At 74.4% G+C, this 15,474-nt stretch carries 12 protein-coding genes; 5 read left to right on the top strand and 7 right to left on the bottom strand.

What is annotated here, in order from left to right; genetic code table 11:
* Positions 1 to 21: 21 nt before the first annotated feature.
* The 4 genes from ABZ719_RS02605 to rsmH form a co-directional block, all read right to left on the bottom strand.
* A complete protein-coding gene (locus ABZ719_RS02605) occupies positions 22 to 1,701 on the bottom strand; it encodes a UDP-N-acetylmuramoyl-L-alanyl-D-glutamate--2,6-diaminopimelate ligase (RefSeq protein WP_366723414.1) in 1,680 nt (559 codons plus the stop codon).
* A 138-nt stretch (positions 1,702 to 1,839) separates the two neighbouring features.
* Positions 1,840 to 3,798 (bottom strand): penicillin-binding protein 2, encoded by a 1,959-nt coding sequence (locus ABZ719_RS02600; RefSeq protein WP_366723413.1) that lies wholly within the window; start codon positions 3,796 to 3,798, stop codon positions 1,840 to 1,842.
* A 5-nt stretch (positions 3,799 to 3,803) separates the two neighbouring features.
* On the bottom strand, positions 3,804 to 4,415 hold the full coding sequence (locus ABZ719_RS02595; protein ID WP_366723412.1) for a septum formation initiator family protein: 612 nt from the start codon (positions 4,413 to 4,415) through the stop codon (positions 3,804 to 3,806).
* Positions 4,416 to 4,428: 13 nt separating this feature from the next.
* Complete coding sequence (gene rsmH / locus ABZ719_RS02590) at positions 4,429 to 5,385, bottom strand: 16S rRNA (cytosine(1402)-N(4))-methyltransferase RsmH (RefSeq protein ID WP_366723411.1); 957 nt, start codon at positions 5,383 to 5,385, stop codon at positions 4,429 to 4,431.
* A 423-nt stretch (positions 5,386 to 5,808) separates the two neighbouring features.
* Between rsmH and ABZ719_RS02585 the strand changes: the two genes are divergently transcribed.
* From ABZ719_RS02585 to ABZ719_RS02570, 4 genes are all read left to right on the top strand, one after another.
* Entirely contained in the window at positions 5,809 to 6,354 is a 546-nt protein-coding gene (locus tag ABZ719_RS02585) for a carbonic anhydrase (RefSeq protein WP_366723410.1), read from the top strand.
* A gap of 389 nt (positions 6,355 to 6,743) precedes the next feature.
* The gene (locus tag ABZ719_RS02580; protein WP_366723409.1) at positions 6,744 to 7,757 is read left to right on the top strand and encodes a MoxR family ATPase; all 1,014 of its coding nucleotides are present in this window, start codon (positions 6,744 to 6,746) and stop codon (positions 7,755 to 7,757) included.
* Complete coding sequence (locus ABZ719_RS02575) at positions 7,757 to 9,235, top strand: DUF58 domain-containing protein (protein ID WP_366723408.1); 1,479 nt, start codon at positions 7,757 to 7,759, stop codon at positions 9,233 to 9,235. Before ABZ719_RS02580 ends, ABZ719_RS02575 begins: the two co-directional genes overlap by 1 nt.
* A 151-nt stretch (positions 9,236 to 9,386) precedes the next feature.
* On the top strand, positions 9,387 to 11,771 hold the full coding sequence (locus ABZ719_RS02570) for a DUF3488 and transglutaminase-like domain-containing protein (RefSeq protein ID WP_366723407.1): 2,385 nt from the start codon (positions 9,387 to 9,389) through the stop codon (positions 11,769 to 11,771).
* 259 nt (positions 11,772 to 12,030) lie between these two features.
* Here ABZ719_RS02570 and ABZ719_RS02565 read toward each other — a convergent pair whose 3' ends face one another.
* The 3 genes from ABZ719_RS02565 to ABZ719_RS02555 all read right to left on the bottom strand — a co-directional run bounded on the left by ABZ719_RS02565 (position 12,031) and on the right by ABZ719_RS02555 (position 14,303).
* Complete coding sequence (locus tag ABZ719_RS02565) at positions 12,031 to 12,420, bottom strand: DUF3040 domain-containing protein (protein WP_366723406.1); 390 nt, start codon at positions 12,418 to 12,420, stop codon at positions 12,031 to 12,033.
* 276 nt (positions 12,421 to 12,696) lie between these two features.
* A complete protein-coding gene (locus tag ABZ719_RS02560; protein WP_366723405.1) occupies positions 12,697 to 13,527 on the bottom strand; it encodes a methyltransferase in 831 nt (276 codons plus the stop codon).
* Between the two features lie 212 nt (positions 13,528 to 13,739).
* Complete coding sequence (locus ABZ719_RS02555) at positions 13,740 to 14,303, bottom strand: SAV_6107 family HEPN domain-containing protein (RefSeq protein ID WP_366723404.1); 564 nt, start codon at positions 14,301 to 14,303, stop codon at positions 13,740 to 13,742.
* 343 nt (positions 14,304 to 14,646) lie between these two features.
* Between ABZ719_RS02555 and ABZ719_RS02550 the strand changes: the two genes are divergently transcribed.
* The gene (locus ABZ719_RS02550; protein WP_037863471.1) at positions 14,647 to 15,276 is read left to right on the top strand and encodes a TetR/AcrR family transcriptional regulator; all 630 of its coding nucleotides are present in this window, start codon (positions 14,647 to 14,649) and stop codon (positions 15,274 to 15,276) included.
* Positions 15,277 to 15,474: the final 198 nt, after the last annotated feature.

Raw genomic sequence — 15,474 nt, 5'->3', positions numbered from 1 at the left:
CCGCCGGGGTCTGGCGGACGTTCATCCCCGGGTGTCCCCGACGGCTTCGCGCTGGGTGCTCCGGATGGCTTCGCGCAGGACCTCGCGATCGTCGAAGGGACGGATGACGCCCGCGATGTCCTGGCCCTGTTCGTGGCCCTTGCCCGCGACCAGGACCGTGTCACCGGGCCGCGCACGGCCGACGGCGGCCGCGATCGCGGCGGCCCGCTCCTCGAACAGGAGCACCTCGCCACGCTCGTGCGCGGGCACCGAGGCGGCGCCCTGGAGCATGGTGGCGAGGATCGCGAGGGGGTCCTCGGAACGGGGGTTGTCGGAGGTCAGGACCGCGGTGTCGGCGAGCCGGGCCGCGGCGGCGCCCATGGGGGCGCGCTTGGTGGTGTCCCGGTCGCCGCCGCAGCCGAGCACCACGTGCAGGTGCCCCTTGGTGACCTTGCGCAGCGCCTTGAGGACCGACTCCACGGCGTCCGTCTTGTGCGCGTAGTCGACGACCGCGAGGTAGGGCTGCCCGGCGTCGACGCGCTCCAGGCGGCCCGGCACGCCCGGGACGGCCCCGATGCCGTCGGCGGCGCTCTGCGGGTCCAGGCCCGCGGCGGCCAGCGCGACGATCGCGGCGAGGGTGTTGGCGACGTTGAACGGGCCGGCGATCGGGGACCGGGCGTTGATCCGCTGCCCCTCGGGGCCGATCACGGTGAACGTGGAGTCCATCGGTCCGACCTGGACGTCCTCGGCGCGCCAGTCGGCGTCCGGGTGGCCCTCGGCGGAGAAGGTGACGACCGGGACGGTGGCCTCCCGGGCGAGCCTGCGGCCGTACTCGTCGTCGTGGTTGACGACGCCGAGCCTGCTGCGGCGGGGCGTGAAGAGCTGCGCCTTGGCCTGGAAGTAGTCCTCCATGCCGGAGTGGAACTCCATGTGCTCCGGGCTGAGGTTGGTGAAGACGGCGATGTCGAAGACGCAGCCGTCGACCCGGCCGAGCACCAGGGCGTGGCTGGAGACCTCCATGGCGACCGCCTCGACGCCGCGCTCGCGCATGACGGCGAACAGGGCCTGCAGGTCGGTGGCTTCGGGGGTGGTGCGCTCGGACTTGATGCGCTCCTCGCCGATGCGCATCTCCACCGTGCCGATCAGGCCGGTGGACCGCGCGGTCTTCAGGCCGCCCTCGACGAGGTAGGCCGTGGTGGTCTTGCCCGAGGTGCCGGTGATGCCGATCTGGAGCAGATCGCGGCCGGGCCGGCCGTAGATCGTGGCCGCCAGTTCACCCATCCGCGCGCGCGGGTCCGCCACGGCCAGCACCGGCAGGCCGGTCGCGGCGGCGCGCTCGGCGCCGGCCGGGTCGGTGAGCACGGCGACCGCGCCCAGGCTCGCCGCCTGGGTGACGAAGTCGGCACCGTGCGCGCGGGCCCCGGGCAGGGCGGCGTACAGGTCGCCGGGGCGCACGGCGCGCGAGTCGTGGGTGATGCCCGTGACCTCGGCGGTGCTGTCCGGCTGCGCGGTACCCAGCTGACCGGCCAGCTCCGCGAGGGTGGTGGCGGTGACCTGAACCGGTCGCGGCGGCCCCGGATATGTCACGGAAGCGCCCTTCTGGGTGGTTTGGGACTGATCAGGGTGTGGCACGGCGGTGAGCGTACCGGGCGTACCCGCCTGCGGGCGAAGCGAGGGCGACGGCTGCGGGCGGTTCCCGGGTTCCGGGGTGATCGTCGTCACGGGCTGTTCCTGGTGGTTCTGTTCCGGTGGTACGGGCCGCGGCGGGTGCCGCGGTGCCGGTCGGGGCCGTGGGGGCTCTCGGGGGCCGGGGGGCTCGGGTGGGTCGTGGGGACTTCGGCCGGCCGGGGGGCGGCGGGGTCAGGGCTTGAACTCGACGGGCAGGTTGGCGGCCTGCGCGCCGGTGGGCGGCACCTGGAGCGTCTTCAGCGCGAACTCCATGACCTGCTTGTAGATCGGACCGCAGATGTCACCGCCGTAGTAGCTGCCCTCGGTGGCGTTCTGGATCGCGCAGTAGACGGTGACGCGGGGGTTGTCGGCGGGCGCGAACCCGGCGAAGGACGACGTGTAACCGCGGTATCTGCCGGTGGCCGGATCCACACGGTTGGCCGTACCGGTCTTGCCGGCGACGCGGTAGCCGGGGATGCGCGCCTTCAGGCCGGTGCCGTGCTCGTCGTCGACGACGGACTCCAGCATCTGGGCCAGTTCCTTCGCGGTCCCCGCGCTCACCACCCGGCGCTTCTCCGGCTCGGGGGCGGGGCTGAAACGGCCGTCGGGCCCCTTGGTGCCGCGCACCAGGGTCGGCTGGATCCGGACCCCTCCGTTGGCGATCGTCGAGTAGATGGACGCCGCCTGCAGCGCGTTGATGGAGAAGCCCTGGCCGAACGGGATCGTGTACTGCTGCGAAGTCGACCACTTCTCGGGCGGCGCCAGGATGCCCTTGGTCTCGCCGGGGAAGCCGATGCCGGTGTAGCTGCCGATGCCGAACTTGCGCAGGTAGGAGTAGAGGACCTTGTTGGCCTCGGCCTGGGTCCGGCCGAGCCGGCCGGTGGCCATGATGGTGCCGATGTTGCTGGACCTGGCGAGCACCCCGTTGAGCGTGAGGTACCAGGTCTCGTGGTCGACGTCGTCCTGGAAGAGCCGGTCGCCGCGGTGCAGCCGGTTGGGCACGACGACGTGCGTGAGCGGTGTGGCCGCCTGCTTCTCCAGGACCGCCGCCATGGACATGACCTTGGCGGTGGAGCCGGGTTCGAAGGCGTCCTGGACCGCGGCGTTGCCGAGCGCCGCCGGGTCGGCGTGCGCCAGGTCGCCCGGGTCGAAGCCCGGGGAGTTCGCCATGGCGAGGATCTCGCCGGTCCTGGTGTCCTGCACGATCACGTAGCCGCGGTCCGCGTCGGACTTGCGCACCTGCTCGGTGATGGCGTTCTGCGCGGCCCACTGGATGTCGCGGTCGATGGTCAGCTCGACGTCGGTGCCCGGCACGGCCGGCGTCCCGCTGGAGCCGGCGGTGGGCACCTCCCGGCCGCCGGACTGGGTGTAGCGGATCTTGCCGGGTTTGCCGGCCAGCTGCTTGTCCAGCTGCTGCTCGATGCCGCCGCCGCCCTTGCCCGCGGCGTCGACCCAGCCCAGGAGCGCGGCGCCGAGGTCGCCGCCCGGATAGACGCGCTTGGTGCTGGGCTCGGAGAAGACCCCGGCCAGCACGTTGACCGTGGACCCGTCCGCCTGGCCCTTCTTGGTGAGCGCGGCCTTCAGGTCCTTGATCTGGGTCCACACCTGCGGGGTCTGGCGGCGGGCCAGCAGCACGTACCGCGTGTTCGGGGTGCGCAGCTTCTTCGCCAGACCGGCCTGGTCCTGTCCGATGATCGGGGCGAGCAGCGCGGCGGCCTGTTCGGGTCCGTCGCCGACCTTCAGGGTCTCGCGGGTGAACATGGTCGGGTCGGCCGTGATGTCCTCGGCGTCCACGCTGGTGGCGAGGGCCACGCCGGTGCGGTCGGTGATGGCGCCGCGCTCGGCGGCGATCGTGTGGACCACGTAGCGGTTCGCGTCGGCCTTGGCCGCGTAGGCGCTCGCGTCGACGGCCTGCACCTGCAGCAGCCGGACCACGAAGACGAGCATCACCAGGGTCAGCGCGAGGGCGACCATGCGCAGCCGGGGCCGGGGGCTGCCGAGGCGCAGGACGCGCACCGGCGGGGGCCGCCAGGTGGAGCTGGGGCGCCGGGCCGGACGGGCGCCGGGGCCGGGGCGCGGCCGGCTGCCGCCGGGGCGGGCGGGCCTGGCGGGTCCGGGCACGCGGCGGCGCGGCGGTTCCCTGTCGGTCACTTCCGTCACCTGCCGGGGGTCGGGGTCGTGGCGGGCTGGGGGGCGGTCATGGCGGCCGGGCCGCCGGGGGCGGCGTCGGTGGCCGTGCCGCTTCCCGGGACCGTGGGGGACGGGGTCTGCGGGGGTGCGGCGGGACCGGCCTGCCCGGCGGCCGGGGCGGTGGTGCCGGTGGTGGTCCCGGGGTAGCCGGCGTTCGCGGCCGTGAGGCTCTCGGGCGGCCGTACGGACACGGGCAGGTCCTGCGCGAGGGACTGCTCGGCGGCCGAGGGCACGCCCTTGACGGTGCCGTCGGGGTTCAGGAAGGCCGGGTCGCCGCCGGGCACCATGCCCAGTTCGAGGGCGCGGCGCTGGAGGGCGTCCGGGGCGGAGTAGGAGTCGATGTCCCGCTGGAGGGCCTGTTCCTCGTCCGTGAGGCTCTTGGTGTCCTTCTTCAGGTCGTCCATCCGGAACGCGCCCTCGCTGAGCGCGGAGTTCAGCACCAGCAGGCCGATGAGGCCGCCGCCCAGGAGCAGCACGACGAGCAGCACGAAGGGGGCGCGGGCCGCCTGCCGCCCCTTCCCCGGCAGGAGCCGCGCCAGCCGGGCGGCACGGCCCCGCAGCTCGGGTTTGCTGCTCACTGGTCCCCCTGGCTCACTCGGCGTCCTCCCTGATGCGCTCGGCCCCGCGCAGCCGGGCCGGTGCCGCCCGCCGGTTCACGGCGATCTCTTCCTCGGTGGGAAGTTCGGCACCGCGGGTGAGCAGCTTGAGCCGGGGCTGGTAGCGCTCGGGGACGACCGGCAGGCCGGGCGGCGCCGTCGTGGCCGCGCCGGCCGCGAACACCTGCTTGACCAGGCGGTCTTCGAGCGACTGGTACGACAGTACGGCGATCCGTCCCCCGACGTCGAGCGCCTTCACGGCGGCCGGGATCGCCCGCTCCAGCACGGAGAGTTCGCCGTTGACCTCGATGCGCAGGGCCTGGAAGGTGCGCTTGGCCGGGTTGCCGCCGGTGCGCTTGGCGGCCTGCGGCAGCGCGTCGCGGATCAGCTCCACCAGGCGTGCGCTGTTGCTGAACGGCTCCTTCTCGCGTTCGCGCACGACGGCGGCCACGATCCGCTTGGCCTGCTTCTCCTCGCCGTAGGCCCGCAGGATGCGCACGAGTTCACCGGCCGGGTAGGTGTTGAGCACCTCGGCGGCGCTGATCCCGGTGGACTGGTCCATGCGCATGTCCAGGGGCGCGTCCTGGGCGTAGGCGAAGCCGCGGTCGGCCTCGTCGAGCTGCATGGAGGAGACCCCGAGGTCGAACAGGACGCCCCGCACGCGCGGGATGCGCAGCCGGTCGAGCACGTCCGGCAGTTCGTCGTAGACGGCGTGCACCAGGGTGGCCCGCTCGCCGAAGGGGGCGAGGCGCTCACCGGACAGGCGCAGCGCCTCCTTGTCGCGGTCGAGGGCGACGAGGCGGGCCTCGGGGAAGCGGGTGAGCAGCGCCTCGCTGTGCCCGCCGAGGCCGAGGGTGCAGTCGACGACCACCGCTCCCGGCCGCTCCAGGGCGGGTGCCAGGAGGTCCAGGCACCGCTGGAGCATCACGGGGACGTGTCGGCTGTCGCTCAAGGGGCCCTCTCAGGTCCGGCGCGCCCCGCACGCACCGCCGGGTCCCCGGCCGCTCGCGAGACGATGGGGCCCTGCCGGCGCCAGAGGCGTCAGCCGACCGGGAGCGGGTGGAGGCCGAGCCGTACGTACGCGCCGCGCACGTGGGGAGACCGTTCGGGTGTATGCCGGGGTCTCCGGTGGATGCAGTGCGGCAGGGAGGGCCGCGCCTCCCGCCTCGCGCCACTTTAGTCGACCCGGTCGCCCGGTCAATCAACCGGCCTGCGCGTCGCCCGCCGGAGTGCCGGGACACGGCCGCCCGCCGGAATTCACCCGCACGGACGCGCCTCGCCCTGCGTGTGGAGTCGCTCACAACAAGCCACGGAGGCGTTCTTTGTCCCCTCCCATGACGCGACCGCGGCGGGCACGCCCAGTAACGTCATGAGTATGACGACTTCCGCATCAGTTCCCGCCAACTCCGAGGGCGCCATAACCGACCGCTCCGTGATCGACCGGCTCGTCGCGGCCAACGGGACCTACGCCGACAAGTTCACCGACCCGGGCATGGACGCGCGGCCCGTCCTCCAGGTCGCGGTGGTGGCCTGCATGGACGCGCGTCTCGACCTGCACGCCGCGCTCGGCCTGCGGCTCGGCGACTGTCACACGCTGCGCAACGCCGGCGGTGTGGTCACCGACGACGTGATCCGCTCGCTGGCCATCAGCCAGCGCGCGCTCGGCACCCGCAGCGTGGTGCTCATCCACCACACGGGCTGCGGCATGCAGACCATCACCGAGGACTTCCGGCACGACCTGGAGATGGAGGTCGGGCAGCGGCCTTCGTGGGCGGTGGAGGCCTTCAAGGACGCCGACCAGGACGTGCGGCAGTCGATGCAGCGCGTGCGCACCTCGCCGTTCCTGCTGCACACCGACGACGTACGCGGATTCGTGTTCGACGTCAGGACGGGCCGGCTGCGCGAGATCGACCCCGCGTGACCCGCCTGCCCGCCCCCGGCGGTCCGGCACCGGCGGTGCCACCGCCCACCCGCGCCGAGCCGGTGCACGGCCGGCCCGGGTGACCAGGGGCGGGCCTCGCGCCGCCCCCAGCGAAAAGTCGTAGAACCCGAATATCGCGGTCAGTTGTCCACAGGCGAGTGACACGAATCGGTAACGGCGGCAAGAATGCGGGTGTGACATCACGCGGAACCATTGCGGCGTGGTGTCCGTGTTCGGGGTGGGCCCGGTCCGCGCAGCGGGACGTCGGCCCGGAAAGTCGGGGAATCCCCCGCCCGGTGACGGGCGCGGGGAAGGGCGAGGAGGGCCGGGTGACGACCTATGACGATCGAGCGAGCCAGGGGGGTGCCCCCGCGCGAGCGAGGTCGAGCGTGGGGGACGATCTGACCGCCACCGTGGAGCGGGTGCGCGATTCGGTGGAGGCGGTGATCGAGGGCAAGCCCGAGGTCGTGCGGCTCTCACTGACCGTGCTGCTCGCCGAGGGGCACCTCCTGATCGAGGACGTCCCCGGGGTGGGCAAGACGATGCTCGCCAAGGCGCTGGCGCGGTCCATCGACTGCTCGGTGCGGCGCATCCAGTTCACGCCCGACCTGCTGCCGTCGGACATCACCGGTGTGTCCATCTGGGACCAGCAGCGCCGGGACTTCGAGTTCAAGCCGGGCGCCATCTTCGCGCAGATCGTGATCGGCGACGAGATCAACCGCGCCTCGCCCAAGACCCAGTCCGCGCTGCTGGAGTCGATGGAGGAGCGCCAGGTCACCATCGACGGGCAGACCTACGAACTGCCCAGTCCCTTCATGGTGGTGGCCACCCAGAACCCGGTCGAGATGGAGGGCACCTACCCGCTGCCCGAGGCGCAGCGCGACCGCTTCATGGCCCGGGTGTCCATCGGCTACCCCGCCCCGGAGGCGGAGTTGCGGATGCTGGACGTGCACGGCGGGGTCAGCCCGCTGGACGACCTGCAGCCGGTGACGCACGCGCACGACATCGTCAAGCTCGTGGAGGCTGTGCGCTCGGTGCACGTCGCCAAGGCCGTGCAGCGCTACGCCGTCGACCTGGTCGCCGCCACCCGCACCCATCCCGACCTGAGACTCGGCGCCTCCCCGCGCGCGACGCTGCACCTGCTGCGCGCCGCGAAGGCGTCCGCCGCCCTCAGCGGACGGGAGTACGCGCTGCCGGACGACGTGCAGGCGCTCGCCGTGGCGGTGCTCGCGCACCGCCTGCTGCCGACCGCGCAGGCGCAGCTCAACCGGCGTACGGCCGAGCAGGTCGTCGAGGAGATCGTGCAGCACACGCCGGTGCCCGCGGCGGCCCAGGCGGGCGGCGGTCTCGGCATGGGCCACACCACGCCGGAGTTCGGCCGGCAGCAGCCGCGGAGGCTGTGATGACGGACGGGGGGCCCGCACGCGCGGAGGACGAGCAGGGCGGCCGGGGCGGCCTGCGCACCGCGCTGAACGGGCTCACCACCCGCGGACGGTCCTTCCTGGCCGCCGGGATCGCGGCGGCCGTCTGCGCCTACCTCCTCGGGCAGAGCGAACTGCTGCGCGTCGGGCTGCTGCTGGCCGTCCTGCCCCTGGTCTGCGCGGCCGTCCTGTACCGCACGCGCCACCGGGTCGCGGGCAGCCGCCGCCTCTCCCCCGCGCGCGTGCCCGCCGGCGCCGAGGCCCGCGTGCACCTGCGGATGGACAACGTCTCCCGGCTGCCCACGGGCCTGCTGATGCTCCAGGACCGGGTGCCCTACGTCCTCGGGCCCCGGCCCCGCTTCGTGCTCGACCGGGTGGAGCCGGGCGGTCGCCGCGAGGTGTCCTACCGGGTCCGATCCGACCTGCGGGGGCGTTATCCGCTGGGCCCGCTGCAACTGCGGCTGACCGATCCCTTCGGGATGTGCGAGCTGACCCGCTCCTTCTCGACGCACGACACCCTCACCGTCGTCCCGCGCGTGGAGCCGCTGCCACCGGTGCGGCTGGGCGGCGAGGCCAAGGGGTACGGCGACGGCCGGCAGCGTGCACTGGCCCTGGCCGGTGAGGACGACGTGATCCCGCGCGGGTACCGCCACGGCGACGACCTGCGCCGCGTGCACTGGCGCTCCACCGCGCGCTACGGAGAGCTGATGGTGCGCCGCGAGGAACAGCCCCAGCGCGCCCGCTGCACCGTGCTCCTGGACACCCGCGCGGCCGCCTACCGGGGCGCGGGCCCCGACTCGGCGTTCGAATGGGCCGTGTCGGGGGCCGCCTCCGTGCTCGTGCACATGCTGCAACGCGGCTTCTCGGTACGGCTGCTGACGGACACCGGCAGTTCCGTGCCCGGCGAGGGCTCCGACGGGTTCGCGGGCTCGGGGCAGGAGTCGGCGGACGCGGCCGGGCTGCTGATGGACACGCTCGCCGTGATCGACCACTCGGACGGGGCGGGCCTGTCGCGCGCGTACGACGTGCTGCGCGGCGGCAACGAGGGCCTGCTGGTGGCCTTCCTCGGTGACCTCGACGAGGCACAGGCCACGATGGCCGCCAAGATGCGGCAGCGCAGCGGGGGCGCGGTCGCCTTCGTGCTGGACAGCGAGGCCTGGGGAGGCGAGGCGTCCGACGGGCCGGGCGGCCCGGCCGACCGTGCGGCGGAGCGGCTGCGGATGCTGCACGACGCGGGCTGGACGGTGGTGAGCGTGGCACGGGGCACCTCCCTGGACGAGGCCTGGCGCCACGCGGACCGGACGCGCGCGGGCGCGGCGGATCGGCCGGACCTCGCGGCCCCGCCCGGGGCGGCGCCGGGGGTGCCCGCCGCGACGGACCCCGGCACGGCCGCCGGCCCGGGGCCCGCGACGGCCGCGGGCGCGGCACGCGGGACGGGCACCGGGGCGGGACCTTCGTGAGCGGCCCGCGGAACCGGGGGCGGTGCGCGGCCTCGGGCGGCCGGAGCGGGCGCGGTGGCGGGCCGGGCTGTGGGCGGTGTTCCGGAAAGGTGAGTGAAGGCGGAGGCATGCGGGGCGGGACAGGTCCGGTGGGCCGGGGGAAGGTGCGGGCATGAGCGGGCGGACACGGCTGGCGCTGTGCGCCGCGGCGGCCACGCTGATGGCGGCGTGCGCGTTGCTGCCCCTGGTCTCCCCCGCCACCTGGATCCTGCAGGTGACGCTGATGCTCGCGGTGCAGTCCGGCGTCGGCGTGGCCGCGCGCCGGGTGCCGCTGGCCCGGCCGCTCACCGTGGCCGCGCAGGCCCTGGTCACCCTGCTGCTGCTGACCCTGGTCTTCGCCCGGGCACAGGCCGTCGCCGGGCTGCTCCCCGGCCCGCAGGCCTTCCGCCACCTGGCCGCGCTGTTGCAGCAGGGCGGCCAGGACGTGGGCCGGTACGCGATCCCGGCACCGCTGTCCGACGGCATCCGGCTGATGCTGATCGGCGGGGTCCTGGTGATCGGACTGATCGTGGACACCCTCGCGGTCACCCTGCGCAGCGCGGCGCCCGCGGGACTGCCGCTGCTCGCGCTGTACTCGGTGGCCGCGGGACTGTCCGACGGCGGCACCGCCTGGCTCTGGTTCCTCCTCGCCGCCGCCGGCTACCTGATGCTGCTGCTGGCCGAGGGCCGGGAGCGGCTCTCGCAGTGGGGCCGGGTGTTCAGCGGCGCCTCGCGCGCGGCGGGCGGTGAGTCCGGCGGGGCGGTGGCGCCCGTCCGTACCGGGCGCCGGATCGGCGCGGTGGCACTGGGCGTCGCCCTGGTGGTGCCGCTCGCGCTGCCCGGGATGCGGGGCGGACTGCTGGACGCCACCGGGGCCGGGGCCGGTTCGGGCATCGGAGGCGGCGGCACGATCTCCGCGGTCAACCCGCTGGTCTCCCTGCGCGACAGCCTGAACGTCGACGAGGACCGCACGGTCCTGACCCTGCGCACCGATTCGCAGGACGTCTCCGACCTCTATCTGCGCATCGTGTCCCTCGACGACTTCGACGGCACCACCTGGAAACCGTCGCAGCGGCGCATCGTCGGCGTGCCCGACCCCTTCCCCGCCCCGGCCGGCCTGAACGGCGCCGTCCGGCGCACGGAGATCACCACGTCGATCGCCGCCGCCGACTGGTACGCGCAGGACTGGCTGCCGATGCCGTACCCGCCCAGCGGCGTCCGGATCGACGGCAACTGGCGCTACGAACCCGTGGGCATGACCCTGGTCGGTGACCACGGGCAGAACACTCGCGGCTTGAACTACCAGGTCAAGAGCTTGGAGGTGCAGCCCACCGCGGACCAGCTCGCCCTCGCCGGACAGCCACCGGCCGCCGTGGTCCGCGAGTACACCAAGGTGCCCAAATCGGTGCCGGGGGTGGTGGCCGACACCGCCCGGGCGGTCACCGAGGGCGCGGCGAACCACTACGAGCAGGCGGTGAAGCTCCAGGACTGGTTCGCCTTCGAGGGGGGCTTCCAGTACGACACCCAGGTCGAGGCGGGCACCGGCTCCGAGGCGATCTCACGGTTCCTGAAGGACAGGCGCGGCTTCTGCGTCCACTTCTCCTTCGCGATGGCGGCGATGGCCCGCACCCTGGGCATACCCGCCCGCGTGGCGGTCGGCTTCGCGCCCGGGACGCCGGGCGGCGACGGCTCCGTCGCGGTGGGCCTCAAGGACGCGCACGCCTGGCCCGAGCTGTACTTCGAGGGCGTCGGCTGGACCCGCTTCGAGCCGACGCCGACGCGGGGCACGGTCCCGCAGTACACCGAGTCGGACCCTTCGACCACGACGCTGCCGAACCCGGCGGTGCCCTCGCCGCAGAGCAGCTCGCGTCCCTCCACCGCGCCGTCGGGGAGCACCGGGTGCACGCCGCAGATGAAGAAGCTCCAGGAGTGCCCGAGCCCGTCCGCGCAGGCCGCGCAGGCCACCGGCGGGGACGGCCCGAAGTGGTACGCGGTCACGGGGTGGGCGCTGGGCGGACTCGCCGTCCTCGTCCTGCTGCTGTCACCCCTGCTGTGGCGCAAGCGCAGGAGAGCGGTCCGGCTAGGTGCGCACGGGCGCGGTGCGGCGGACGCGGCCGCCCACCGGCTCGCCCTCTGGCAGGAACTCATCGACACCGCCTGGGACTTCGGGATCCTGCCGGACGAGTCGCAGACTCCCCGCAAGACAGCGGCGCGGATCGCCCGGCTCGGACGCCTCGACGCGGCCGCCGCCGCCTCGGTGCACCGGCTGGCCGACGCCCTGGAGCAGGTGCTCTACGCGCCGAGCCCCCGGCCGATGCCGGGGCTCGCGCAGGACGTCCGCCAGGTCGTCGCGGGACTGCGGGACACGGCCTCGCGGGGCGCCCGGCTGCGCGCCGTGCTCGCCCCCCGCTCGGCCACGCGGCTGGTCCGGGCGCTCTCGGCCCGCTGGGCGGCCCTGCGGTCCCGGGCGGCAGCGGTCCGCCCGGCCCTGCGCAGACCCTCACGGCAGCAGGGCTGAGCAGCACGGGCTGCGGACGGCCGAGGGTGAGGGCCGTCCGGCGCCCGGAGGGAAAGGGCGGGGCGGCGGTCCGGCGCGCAAGGGCGGGGCGGTCGTCCGGCGCGGCAGTTGTCGGCCCCGCCGGGCTGACCGGGCTGCGCCGGTCCTGTCATGCGATGCGTGAGGGGCCGGCCACTTCTCGTGGCCGGCCCCTCGGCACGGTCTTGGAGTACCGCTACGCGAACCGCTGCACGGAACTCAGGGGGACCCCGGAACTGCGCTAGCGGCCCTGCTCGTCACGGCGGCGCTGCCAGCGCTCTTCGATACGGTCCATCATGGAGCGCTTGGGTCGCACCTGGCGTCGGGCGTGCGGGCCGCCGGCGGGCTGCTCGCCCGGTTTCGGGGCCTTGCGCCAGCCGGTCACGGCCAGCAGCGCGCATCCCAGCATGACCAGGAAGCCCACCACACTCACCCAGGGGTACTGGGCGATCACACCTGCCATGAGGAGCGCGATACCTACGAGGAAGCCCGCGACCGCCTGGTAGACCCGCCGCCGGGTGTACGTACGCAGCCCGCTTCCCTCGAGCGCCGACGCGAACTTGGGATCTTCGGCGTACAGCGCTCGCTCCATCTGCTCGAGCATGCGCTGCTCGTGCTCAGAGAGCGGCACGGAGTCCTCCTCATCGTGCAGTCGCCGGGGCGACCCGGGGGGTCCCTTCAGGATAGGCAGGGAATCGCCCCCGTGAAACCCGCCCCTCTGCGCCAATCGGCCAACCGAATCCGCCACGGCGGAGCCGACTCGCTGAGGCTTCCATTCCCCGGCGGCCGACCCGTCATGCCGGACGGTCTCCCTCGATCATACGGCGCCCGCACCTGGATCGGGGGGCCTGTGGCACACTCCATCCCCGGCCGGGACGCCGATCACCGGCCCTCCCCACCGGCCCGCTCAGGCCGCTGCCGCACCCGTGGTCTCGCCGAGCACGTGGAGCTGTGTGGCCACGGAGTGGAACGCGGGCAGTTCGGCGGCCGCCGCCTCGAGCTGGAGCAGCGCGTCCAGCGCCCCCGGCTCGGTGTCCACCAGGACCCCGGGCACCAGGTCCGCGAAGACCCGTACGCCGTGCACCGCGCCGACCGTCAGCCCCGCCCCGTCGACGAGGGAGGTGAGCTGCTCGGCGGTGAAACGGCGCGGCACGGGGTCGCTGTCGCCCCAGCGCCCCTGCGGGTCGCCGAGCGCCTGCCGGGCCTCCTTGAAGTGACCGGCCAGCGCCCGGGCGAGGACGGCACCACCGAGACCGGCGGCGAGCAGGCTGAGCACCCCCTCCTCGCGCAGGGCGGCGGCGGCGTTGCGCACGCCCTCGGCCGGGTCGTCGACGTACTCCAGGACGCCGTGGCAGAGGACCGCGTCGTAGCCACCGCGCTCGACCACGTCGAAGAGCCCGTGCACATCGCCCTGCACGCCCCGCACCCGGTCGGCCACACCCGCCTCGGCGGCACGGCGCTCCAGCGCGAAGAGCGCGTTGGGGCTGGGGTCGACGACGGTGACGCGGTGGCCGAGGCGGGCGACGGGCACGGCGAAGTTGCCGCTGCCGCCGCCGGTGTCCAGGACGTCCAGGGCGGTGCGGCCCGTGGCCTTGACCCGCCGGTCGAGGGCGTCCTGAAGGACGTCCCAGACCACGGCGGTGCGCAGGGAGGCGCGGGAACGGGAGGGGTCGGAGCGCAGCGACGACGTCGGTCGGGAGTGGTGGTGGGAGACGGGCGGGCGCATCGGGTCCGACACGGCAGTTGACTCCTCGCGGCGGCACCGCCTCAGACACGGCGGAGCGATCGGGCTGCCCGCCCGGCCGCCCGGAACACGGGAGGTGGGAAGGCTTCAGGCGGGTTCCACCCTATTGCCTGTCCCTCACGCTCCGCTCCTCGCGTCCGCACGCCGGACCGCCGGCGGCGGGTGGCCGCGGCCGGCCGCGGAGCACCGGCGGTCAGGGGGCGGCCTCAGCCCGCGTTCGGCATGTCGCCGCCGGCGGGGTGGGGCTTGTGGTCCTCCTCGGTGGGGCGGGGCGGGGGCAGGACCGGCTGGAGGACCAGCATGCGCTCGACGAGGCGGAGGAACATCGCCACGTCCCGCATCAGGTCGTCGGCGTCCCGGTGGCAGGCCGCGCCCTGGACACCGGCCTCGGCCAGGGCGCGGCGGCGGGCGCCGGAGGCGAACAGCGCGCTCCACTCGGTCAGTTCGGGAGCGATCTCGGGAAGCACCTCCCAGGCGCTGCGTATCCGCGCCCGCCTGCGGGGCGTGGTCTCCGGGCGCCCGCGCGCGGCGAGGACGGCCGCGGCGGTGCGCAGGGCGGCGAGGTGGGCCGTCGCGTAACGCTCGTTCGGGGTGGGAAGGGCTGCGGCTTCTTCCAGCCCGGCGCGGGCCTGGGCGAGCAGGTCGAGGGCGGCGGGCGGGGCCGTGGCCCGGCGGAGCACGGGGTGCACGTCGCTCGCCGGGCCGGTCAGTGAGGGGGCAGGGCCGGTGGCGCGGCGCCGACGGGCGGCGGTTGCGGGCGAGTTGGCCATGACGAACCTCCTGTCGTCTGGGTCACGGCACGGGTGCCGTATGTACCCATCGTGAGGTATGCCACTGACAATCCGTTCTGACCTGGTCTTTTCGTCCTTCGCGGTGCTCTGCCGGGACCCGTTTCCCGTGGGCCGTGAGCCGTGGCCCGCGCGCCATGGGCCGGGCGCCGCCGCCCGCACCGCCGTCCCGGTGCGCCGCGCCCGCCGCCACCATCCCCCTGCGCCGCGCCCGCTCCCACCGTTCGCCGCCACGGTCGCCTTCTGCCACCGACACCCCGCCCGCCGACCGGTGCCACCGGTGGCGCCCGTCGGCGGGCGGGGCGCTCCTGTGACAATCAGGGCCATGGAAAGCAGCAGCGCCACGTCGGGCGGCCGTACCCGCCGCGAGGCCACCCGGCAGAAGCTCTACGAGGCGGCCGTCACCCTCATCGCCGAGCAGGGCTTCTCCGCGACCACGGTGGACGAGATCGCCGAGCGGGCCGGGGTCGCCAAAGGCACGGTCTACTACAACTTCGCCAGCAAGTCCGTCCTCTTCGAGGAGTTGCTGCGGCACGGCGTGGGCCTTCTCACCGCCTCCCTCCAGCAGGCGGCCGAGGGCGCGGCACGGGAGGGCGGCGGCCGGGTCGACGCGCTGGACGCCATGATCCGGGCCGGCCTCGTCTTCATCGACCGCTATCCCGCCTTCACCCAGCTGTACGTGGCGGAACTGTGGCGCACCAACCGGGCCTGGCAGTCCACGCTCATGGTGGTCCGGCGGCAGGCGGTCGCGGTCGTCGAGGACGTGCTGCGCGACGGGGTGGCGAGCGGCGAGTTCAGCGAGGAGATCGATGTGCCGCTGACCGCCGCCGCGCTGGTCGGCATGGTGCTGGTGGCCGCCCTGGACTGGAAGGCGTTCCAGCCGGAGCGCTCCCTGGACGACGTCCACGCCGCGCTGTCCAGGCTCCTGCAGGGCAGGGTGAGCGGCCTGCGCTGAGACGAGGGCGCCGGTGCGCCGTGGCCGCGTCGCCGCGGGCCACCACGCACCGGCGCCCTCTCCTGCTCCCCCGAACCCGTCCCCCCGTGTCCCCCGTTCCCCCGTCGGACCCCGTTCGGTCGGCTCCGGGCTCCCCCGTGCCTCGCTCCCGCCGACGCGAGCCGGCGGAAGGAGCGGTCCAGGGCGGCGCCGTTCCGC

It is taken from the genome of Streptomyces sp. NPDC006743 (genome assembly GCF_040703815.1).
Taxonomy (GTDB): domain Bacteria; phylum Actinomycetota; class Actinomycetes; order Streptomycetales; family Streptomycetaceae; genus Streptomyces.
Note: the sequence above shows the minus strand (reverse complement) of the source record. Positions and strands in the feature narration are given on the sequence as shown.

Excerpts from the sequence above, each read along its gene's own strand:
- ABZ719_RS02555 (WP_366723404.1), bottom strand. The coding sequence starts at position 14,303 with ATGGCCAACTCGCCCGCAACCGCCGCCCGTCGGCGCCGCGCCACCGGC.
- ABZ719_RS02575 (WP_366723408.1), top strand. The coding sequence starts at position 7,757 with ATGACGGACGGGGGGCCCGCACGCGCGGAGGACGAGCAGGGCGGCCGG.
- ABZ719_RS02585 (WP_366723410.1), top strand. The coding sequence starts at position 5,809 with ATGACGACTTCCGCATCAGTTCCCGCCAACTCCGAGGGCGCCATAACC.
- ABZ719_RS02550 (WP_037863471.1), top strand. The coding sequence starts at position 14,647 with ATGGAAAGCAGCAGCGCCACGTCGGGCGGCCGTACCCGCCGCGAGGCC.
- ABZ719_RS02570 (WP_366723407.1), top strand. The coding sequence starts at position 9,387 with ATGAGCGGGCGGACACGGCTGGCGCTGTGCGCCGCGGCGGCCACGCTG.